The sequence below is a fragment of the Bacteroides xylanisolvens XB1A genome, from assembly GCF_000210075.1.
Taxonomy (GTDB): Bacteria; Bacteroidota; Bacteroidia; order Bacteroidales; family Bacteroidaceae; genus Bacteroides; species Bacteroides xylanisolvens.
In genome coordinates this window covers 5,799,925-5,808,696 of record NC_021017.1, presented here as the reverse complement: position 1 = coordinate 5,808,696, position 8,772 = coordinate 5,799,925, and the positions used below count along the sequence as shown (strand labels likewise).

The window sequence follows — 8,772 nt, the reverse complement described above, 5'->3', positions numbered from 1 at the left end:
GTATGCTGCTTCACATACTCCGATGGCAGACAACCGACATACTTCTTGAAACTGGTAGAGAAGTAAGAAGAAGATCCGAACCCTACCATTCCGCTAATCTCCGAAATGGAGTAGCGCCCTTCAAGCAACAATTTACACGCCTTATTAAAACGGATGCGCCGGATAAAGTTGGCAGGCGGTTCACCGGATATGGAATTCATCTTGAGATACAGTGATGAACGGCTCATACAAAGCTGGCTTGCCAACTCATCAGAGGTGAAGTCTTCATTACTGATATTTTCTTCTACTACCTGAATAGCTTTGCTCATGAATTCCTCATCCAGATTATTCGAAGTCATTTTAGCAGTATCTATATCAATCGTATTCGAATAATAGTGTTTCAACCGCTGGCGTGCTTTCAGTTGATTAGCAATTTTTCCTTTCAATAAATGAATCGAGAACGGTTTGGCAATGTAATCATCCGCTCCAGCCTGAATACCTTCCGTCTGTGCATCAACACTTCCTTTGGCAGACAACAGCAGGACGGGAATGTGACAGGTTTGCAGATTTCGTTTAATAAGCTGGCAAAGTTTGATACCGTCAATACCCGGCATCATCACGTCGGAAAGGACAATATCCACACGATGCTCTTTCATAATAGCCAATGCTTCTTCGCCGTTTCCGGCGGTAAGTGTCACATAGTTCTGCCGGAAATTATCTTTCAGGTAATCCACCATTTCTTTATTGTCATCTACCAACAAGATAGTAGGCCGTTCTTCCTCACTGCCGGCTTCTATCTGATCACCGTCCGATAGTTCTTCTGCAACTATAGCCGACGCATCACCAGAGAAATATTCATCAGCCACCGGAAGCTCCCGGAGAGAAGCAGATGTTTCGACTTCATGTGCCGGCAATTCACATTCTTTCTCCGTGAAGGCAGCCATATCAGCAGGTAGCGTGACTTTAAATTCGGTATATTGAGCAGGTTCGCTTGCTACCGTAATAGTGCCATGATGCTTTTCTACCAGCATCTTCACCAATGACAGCCCGATACCCGTCCCTTTTCGCTGACCGTCTACCTGATAGAAACGTTCGAAAATGCGGGTTAGCTGTTCCGGAGACATACCGATTCCGCTATCTCTTACCGTGAAGCCATAGGTATCTCCCTCTGTCCATAAGGAAAGCGAAATACTTCCGCCGTCCGGTGTAAACTTAAAGGCGTTAGACAACAGGTTCATCAAGATAGTCTCTACATACGTCCGGTCCGCCGGAAACAATCGTCCTTCCAGATCGGATTTTATATGAAAGCTGATAGCACGCTTCTGCGCATTTTCTTTAAACAGGGCAAAAGCATCTTGCAACAGTCCTTCTACATTCACCTGTGCAACATGAATGGGCATTGCACCTGCTTCGGCTTTACGGAAATCCAGCAACTGGTTGACAATGTGCAACAACTTACGACCGTTCTTATAAACGTAATCCAGCTTCTGTTGTACCGGAGTACCTTTCAGATTGCTCTGCCCCAAGAGTTCCTCCAACGGAGCCAGTATCAGACTCAACGGAGTACGCAACTCATGAGACATATTCATGTAAAAACGTACTTTCTCCTGACTGATTTCTTCTATCTTGTTTCGTTCTATCTGTTCGATCCGGACTTGCATCTTCATTTTGGCACGGGCAATAAAGAAATAGATCACAAAGACGAGAAGCCCTACAGAAAAGAAGATGAAAAGTGTCTTTGCCCACCAGGTCTGATACCACATCGGAATGATATGCACAAAAAATTCAGTGGTCGCCTCGCTCCACTTTCCATTGTTGTTACATGCCTTCACCTTAAACACATACTCACCGGGCGGGAGATTGGAATAACTCGCCCGTGCAAAGGAAACATGACGGGAGTAGTTCCACTCGGTTTCAAAGCCTTCCAATTTGTAAACGAACTGGTTCCGCTTGCCAGCCAAATAGTTGATAACAGCAAACCGGATATTAAAAAGTTTCTGATCGGAAGGGAACGACATACCCAGCATCCGCCCTTGCTCGTCCTGATAATAACGTACCCGTTCACTTTTCATATCCGTAATCACCTGATTTAAGACAACGGCTCCTGTCACTACCGCATCCGGGGAATATGGATTATCACCCAATTCGTATGGCTTGAAATAGGCAACGCCCCCAAGAGACCCCAGAAAGAATGTACCATCGTGCGCTTTGCAAGCTCCGAAATAGTTAAACTGATCGTGAGGCAATCCGTCCTGCTTCGTATAGTTGAGGAAAGTACCCTCCTCCGTATTGAAGCAAGCCAGTCCCTTGTTAGTTGTCAACCATAAACGCCCCCGTTCATCTTCCAGTATATTATAAATAAAGTCGTTCGGCAAACCGTCTTTCATCGTATAGTGTTTCCAGGCAGTCGGTGCTCCTTCCTTATAGCAATATAATCCTGTGGAAGAACCGATCCAGATTTCATGACGGCTATCCTCCTGTACACAGAAAGCCTGTATCAACCCATGCAGATAAGCCGAAGAAGAAAGATGCAGTTCTTCCAGTTTACCGCCGGCATACAAAAACAGGCTCTCTTCCGTACCAATCCATATTCTTCCTTTTGAATCGCGAAACAAGGTATATATCAATACATTCTCCAACTTTTTATGCTTTTTAGCCAACGGATGCTGTGAAAGTTCGCCGGTCTGTTTGTCGAAAAGATAAAGCCCGCTCATGCCGCCTACCCAAAGCGTTCCATCCGTTCCGTCTAATAAGGAGTAACAACTGTTAGTCAGGGAAGTAGAATGGGGAAAGGAATATGTTTCTATCCTGCCACTCCGGTGATGCAGACGACTCATTCCCCCTCCATGAGTGCCGATATAGACACTTCCATCCTTGTCCGTCCATATACATTTTATATTGTCCGACTTTAAAGCATTGGCGGAAGTACCCGTCCGGTAATATGAAAAGACTCCGGTTTTCCGGTTATAATAATTTAATCCGCCGTCGTTCGTGCCAATCCAGAGATTGCCATTATCCGGGTCTTCGGCAATACAACTCACTGTGTTATCACTTAACGAATTCCTCCAGGCGGAATGTTGCAAGCGTCCGAATGCCGGAGCGAGAGGATGATAATAATTAAGCCCGCCGTAAAATGTACCGATCCACATTCCCCCTTGATTATCTTTCAAGATAGAACGGATGGAATTATGGCCCAAGGTAGTCGGATCTTCAGGAGAAAAACGACAGATACGGAAAGTTCCCGTCTCCGGTTCAAGGATAAGCAAACCTTCCATGGTTCCTATCCAAACCCTTCCTTTATCATCTCCGGACAATGTCCTGACCGAGTTCGTAAGGAAATAAGCAGGAGTATTTTGCTTGTTATAATGATGTTTTATTTGAAAGTTGTTATCCACACAATACACCCCGTTTGTCAATGAAGCCAGCCAACAGTTGCCGGTTTTGTCGTCATAGAGCATATCGGAGATGGTTTCTCCTTTCAACTGGAGAAGAAGCCGGGTCACGTTTTCGTTGCGTACATAATAGAAATAGACACCTTCCGAAGTTCCCAACAGGAAACCGTCATTCATCCGGCAAACAGAATAGATCGTTTTTCCGGCAAGTTCCGGCTGCACTTTCATCCGCCCGGTCTTTTTATCAAAAATCACCAGACCGATATTAGTAGCAAGCAAAAGCCGGTCGCCTTCCTCCGGTTCTCCGATAGCCAATACTTGCATCGGCTGATTGTCCGGTGAAGAATAATTGGTGAAATTATTCCCTACTATATTATAACGGGATAAACCGACCTGTGTGCCTACCCATACCGTACCTTTCAAATCGGTATGAAGTGAATAGACATGATTGTTTGCCAGACTGGTCGTATCATCCGGCGCTTTATAATACGAAACGAAGCGGGAACCTTCATACCAGTTCAGTCCGTCTATGGTGCCTACCCAAATCTTATTATTATGATCTTGTGTCAGAGCGAGCACAGTATTTTGCGACAGCCCGTCATCTACGGATAATCGCTTAAAATGGATGAAGCTGTCGGCGGCCGATACAGCCAAAGGAAAAAATAAAATGCAAACGGTTAATCCGAATAGGTATCTAAATAGCAAATGTCGGTCTTTCATGAGCTAATATTGAAGAATTTATCGTAAAGATAAGTATTTTCAATTCAATCTGATAAATGAATCCCGTTTTTTAACTCATATAAAGGACCGGCATCGGCTCAAAACAGGACAACTGCGCCAAAGTCCGACAGTTATAAATTCATATTTTAGATGCGGTTGCCCTGAACTTTAAATTTTTTACGGTTTCTCTTCAAGTTAGTAAGACGGATTTTCTGATTTTTCTTTCAGATCTTTATAACGTTTCAAGGCTTCCAGATAATAATAATCAGCATAATTGAGCGGAGTATCAATTTCACTGTCATGCGGGAAACTGCCAACCGAATGTAACAGGATGAAGCCATGATTTCCTCCTTCCTGGGCCAAATAATCATCAGAGGATAACTGTTTCAGGATATGCTCCGCATAACGGAAATATTCTTCCCCTTGTTTCTTGTCGCCATAACCACTCAACTCCAGTAATGCAGAAGCTGTTACGGCAGCCGCAGAAGCATCCCGCGGTTCATTCGGAATATTAGGAGCATCATAATCCCAATAAGGTACATAGTCATTTTCGGACGGACGGTGATCGATAATGAACCGCGCTATTTTATGAGCGGCATCCAGATAGCTCTGTTGCTTAGTGAAGCGATAACACATGGTATAACCATACACTCCCCAAGCCTGTCCACGCGCCCAAGCAGAAGAATCGGCATATCCCTGAAAGGTTCCTTTCGACTCTACCTCACCGCTATCTGCCAGATAGCTCACCACATGGTAGGAGGTCATGTCCTCCCGAAAGTGATTCTTCAACGTTTTGTCGGCATGAGAGATGGCTATTTCACGATATTTCGGATTATTGGTTTGCTCCGAAGCCCAGAACAGCATTTCAAGGTTCATCATATTATCAATAATCACCGGATAACTCCAATCGCCGAAATCCCACGAACGAATCAGTCCGACTTCCGGACGAAAACGGGAGCACAAGCTTTCTGAAGAATGAATCAGAATCAAACTGTCCGTTGGCTCCGGTTTCAAACGGATGCCCTGCCCATAACTGCAAAACATCATAAAACCCAAATCGTGATTACCCGTATAATATTGCATATCCTGCAGACGGTCCGTATATTTACGCGCCTCTTTTGCGAGAGCCTCATCACCGGTCAACTCGTATGCCAGCCACATGGAACCGGGATAGAAACCACTCGTCCAATCTGTGGGGTGCTCCAGTCTGTACTTTCCTTCTTTAATAGAACGGGGAAAACAGGCGGTATCCGGTTCATTCTTCAATTGTTCTGCCATATAGAGCAACTGATGTCCCGATGTTTTCACTGCATGATCAAACCATGCCATCTCATTTCCTTTTGAAGCATCGCAAGCAGTCAGGAGCGCCATACTCCCTACCGCCAGTAAAAGTTTGTTTTTCATTGTTCCACTTTATTTTGTTACTGTATTCTATTACTGGCAACAAAGTTAGAGCAAGTCGCAGACAAACCCTTTGCAAATCTATTTTTTCATTTTTGTTTCTATTTCTACGGACTTTGATTTTGTCCAAAAGTGCTTTGTTTTTATCTTTTATAGAAAAACAGGCACGGATTTTACCAAATAAGCTGTTGTCAGGCATAACCAAACAACTATGCAGCCTTTTGCAAAATCCGTGCCTCCACCCAAAAGTACGCGCTCTTCTATCTCACAATATCTTCCGGAAATTTAGCCGGCATTTCCACCCTCTTCCAGGTTTCATAATACCAGGTGTTCAACTCATTTCCATTCAAATCATTCTTGATAAAATATTTCAGATGGAGATAATCATTGTCTTTAATCTCAAATTCCAAAATATTGTCCTGATTGTCCAGCATCGGGAGATGAATGTTCTTCTCGATGCTTTCCTTATAAGAATCGTCCGTGAGTTGTTTATAAGTACCATATCCAGTAATAATTGCATCCGCACCGGGAATAATGGTAAAGTTAACGATTTGTCCGTCATCACTCAATACTTTAAATGTATTACTGGGTTTCAACGCTCCCGGAACATCGGGAGACTCGGATACATAATGGCAGAGCTGCCAAATACCTTTCAAATCGGCCGCTTTGAATTTGGTTTTCTTCTGGGCCGTCGCACCTGTTACCGCTAACAACATTATTGAAAGCATGGTAAAGAAATAGAGCTTTTTCATTGTTGTATTATTTTAGTTAACACTCTCGAATGCGTATTTCCAAATATAAAGATTTATTTTGAGAATACAGCAATTCAGAGCATAAAAAAACTCGCATAACCTGAAGATTATGCGAGTTTTACATAAATATACCGAAATATTAGAAATCAGCATTTCTTGGTGTACGCGGGAACGGTATCACGTCACGGATATTCGCCATACCTGTTACAAACAATAACAGACGTTCGAACCCTAATCCGAAACCGGAGTGAGGACAAGTACCGAACTTACGGGTATCCAGATACCACCACATATCCTTCATCGGGATGTGCATTTCTTCAATACGGGTCATCAGCTTGTTATAGTCGGCTTCACGTTCAGAACCACCGATAATTTCACCAATTTTCGGGAAAAGAACGTCCATGGCACGTACAGTCTTACCGTCTTCGTTCTGCTTCATATAGAAGGCCTTGATTTCCTTCGGATAGTCAGTCAGAATCACCGGACGTTTGAAGTGTTCTTCCACTAAGAAACGTTCGTGTTCGGAAGCCAGGTCCACGCCCCAGTAAACCGGGAATTCGAACTTATGTCCTTTCGCAACAGCTTCTTCAAGAATCTTGATACCATCTGTATAAGGCAAACGTACGAAATCATCTTTCAATACACCTTGCAGACGTTCAATCAAGCCTTTGTCGAACATATCGTTCAGGAACTTCACATCATCCGCACAGTTATCCAACGCCCATTTCACACAATATTTGATGAACTCTTCTGCCAAGTCCATGTTGTCTGTAATGTCGTTGAAAGCCACTTCCGGCTCAATCATCCAGAACTCTGCCAAGTGGCGGGGAGTGTTGGAGTTTTCGGCACGGAACGTAGGACCGAATGTGTAGATAGCGCCCAAAGCAGTAGCTGCCAGCTCACCTTCCAGCTGACCGGAAACAGTCAGACTTGCCTGCTTACCGAAGAAATCATCTTCATAAGAGATAGAACCTCTCTCGTCTTTCTTCAAGTCATACAGGTTCATGGTAGTCACTTGGAACATCTGTCCGGCACCTTCACAATCGGAAGCCGTAATGATCGGCGTATGGAAATAGAAGAAGCCCTTTTCATGGAAGAACTTGTGAATAGCAATCGCCATGTTGTGACGGATGCGGAACACAGCACCGAATGTATTGGTACGCGGACGCAAGTGAGCAATCTCGCGCAAGAATTCCATAGAGTGGCCTTTCTTCTGTAATGGATATGTATTATCGCAAGTACCCAGCACTTCGATTTCACGAGCCTGTACTTCCACTTTCTGTCCGGAACCCACTGATTCTACCATTTCTCCGTTCACGCTGATACAAGCGCCGGTAGTAATCAGTTTCAGCATCTCTTCATCGAAATTAGCCAAATCTACTACGATCTGCAAATTATTTATTGTAGAACCGTCATTCAGTGCGATAAAGTTTACTTGTTTGCTACCTCTACGGGTGCGAACCCATCCTTTCACATTAACCATAGCGCCAATGTCTGTGCGCTTCAACAGGTCAACAATTTTTGTTCTACCAATCTTTTCCATTTAACTTTTTCTTTTTAGATACAAGAAGACGAGGTTTCAAATGCAGGATGAATTCTTTCCTGCTTTCTTTCCCCGTCCTCTGTCAAGTTGTTATTTATTGACTTATTACTCAAACGAACCCATGCGGAGGTAGTTTACTTCTGCTTCCGACAGGTAACGCCAGTCTCCGCGACGCAGACCTTTTTTGGTCAGCCCGGCGAAGAATACACGGTCGAGTTTTACTACTTTATAACCCAGTGATTCGAAAATACGGCGAACGATACGGTTCTTACCGGAGTGAATTTCGATACCTACCTGGTCTTTCTTGAAATCATCTGTATAGCTGATCGCATCTGCATGGATTTCGCCATCTTCCAACTGGATACCAGCTGCAATCTGCTCCATATCTGCTTTAGTCAGGTTCTTGTCCAGATGAACATGATAAATTTTCTTCTTCAGGAATTTCGGGTGTGTCAGCTTGGAAGCCAGATCACCGTCATTCGTCAGTAACAGTACACCAGTCGTGTTACGGTCCAGACGTCCTACCGGATAAATACGTTCGTTGCAAGCGCCTTTCACCAAATCCATTACTGTACGGCGTTCCTGCGGATCATCCGATGTAGTAACGGTATCTTTCGGTTTATTCAGCAATACGTATACTTTGCGTTCGATGCTTACCGGTTCGTCGTGGAACTTAACCACATCCGAACGTTTGATCTTCGTACCCAATTCCGTTACCACTTCACCGTTTACAGAAACCACACCTGCTGTGATAAATTCATCAGCCTCACGACGGGAGCAAACACCTGCGTTAGCCAGGAACTTATTCAGACGAATCGGTTCATTCGGATCAACGAACTGTTCCTTGTACTCGATCTGTTTCTTTACGCTATACTTAGCGTTCGGATCATAATCGCCGGTACGCGGACGAGGACGATATCCTCCTTGACGGTCGTTATTATATCTCGGACGATAACCTCCACCGCCGTTGTTGCTGCGATAGCCG

General features: G+C 44.2%; 5 protein-coding genes. All 5 read right to left on the bottom strand.

Going from position 1 to position 8,772, the window contains the following annotated elements; translation table 11 throughout:
• On the bottom strand, positions 1-4,091 hold a 4,091-nt coding region (locus BXY_RS22815), incomplete at its 3' end, for a hybrid sensor histidine kinase/response regulator transcription factor (protein WP_208946930.1).
• A gap of 195 nt (positions 4,092-4,286) precedes the next feature.
• Positions 4,287-5,495, bottom strand: coding sequence for a glycoside hydrolase family protein (locus tag BXY_RS22810; RefSeq protein ID WP_004308642.1), 1,209 nt, complete (start codon positions 5,493-5,495; stop codon positions 4,287-4,289).
• A gap of 257 nt (positions 5,496-5,752) precedes the next feature.
• Positions 5,753-6,244, bottom strand: coding sequence for a DUF4488 domain-containing protein (locus BXY_RS22805; protein WP_004305582.1), 492 nt, complete (start codon positions 6,242-6,244; stop codon positions 5,753-5,755).
• Between the two features lie 139 nt (positions 6,245-6,383).
• Positions 6,384-7,787, bottom strand: a complete 1,404-nt coding sequence (gene asnS / locus BXY_RS22800; protein ID WP_004297192.1) for an asparagine--tRNA ligase — start codon at positions 7,785-7,787, stop codon at positions 6,384-6,386.
• Positions 7,788-7,892: 105 nt separating this feature from the next.
• Positions 7,893-8,772 (bottom strand): pseudouridine synthase (locus BXY_RS22795; RefSeq protein WP_208946897.1); only part of this gene is annotated, 880 nt, incomplete at its 5' end.

Coding starts and splice junctions, on each gene's coding strand:
- BXY_RS22810 (WP_004308642.1), bottom strand. CDS start 5,495: ATGAAAAACAAACTTTTACTGGCGGTAGGGAGTATGGCGCTCCTGACT.
- BXY_RS22805 (WP_004305582.1), bottom strand. CDS start 6,244: ATGAAAAAGCTCTATTTCTTTACCATGCTTTCAATAATGTTGTTAGCG.
- asnS (WP_004297192.1), bottom strand. CDS start 7,787: ATGGAAAAGATTGGTAGAACAAAAATTGTTGACCTGTTGAAGCGCACA.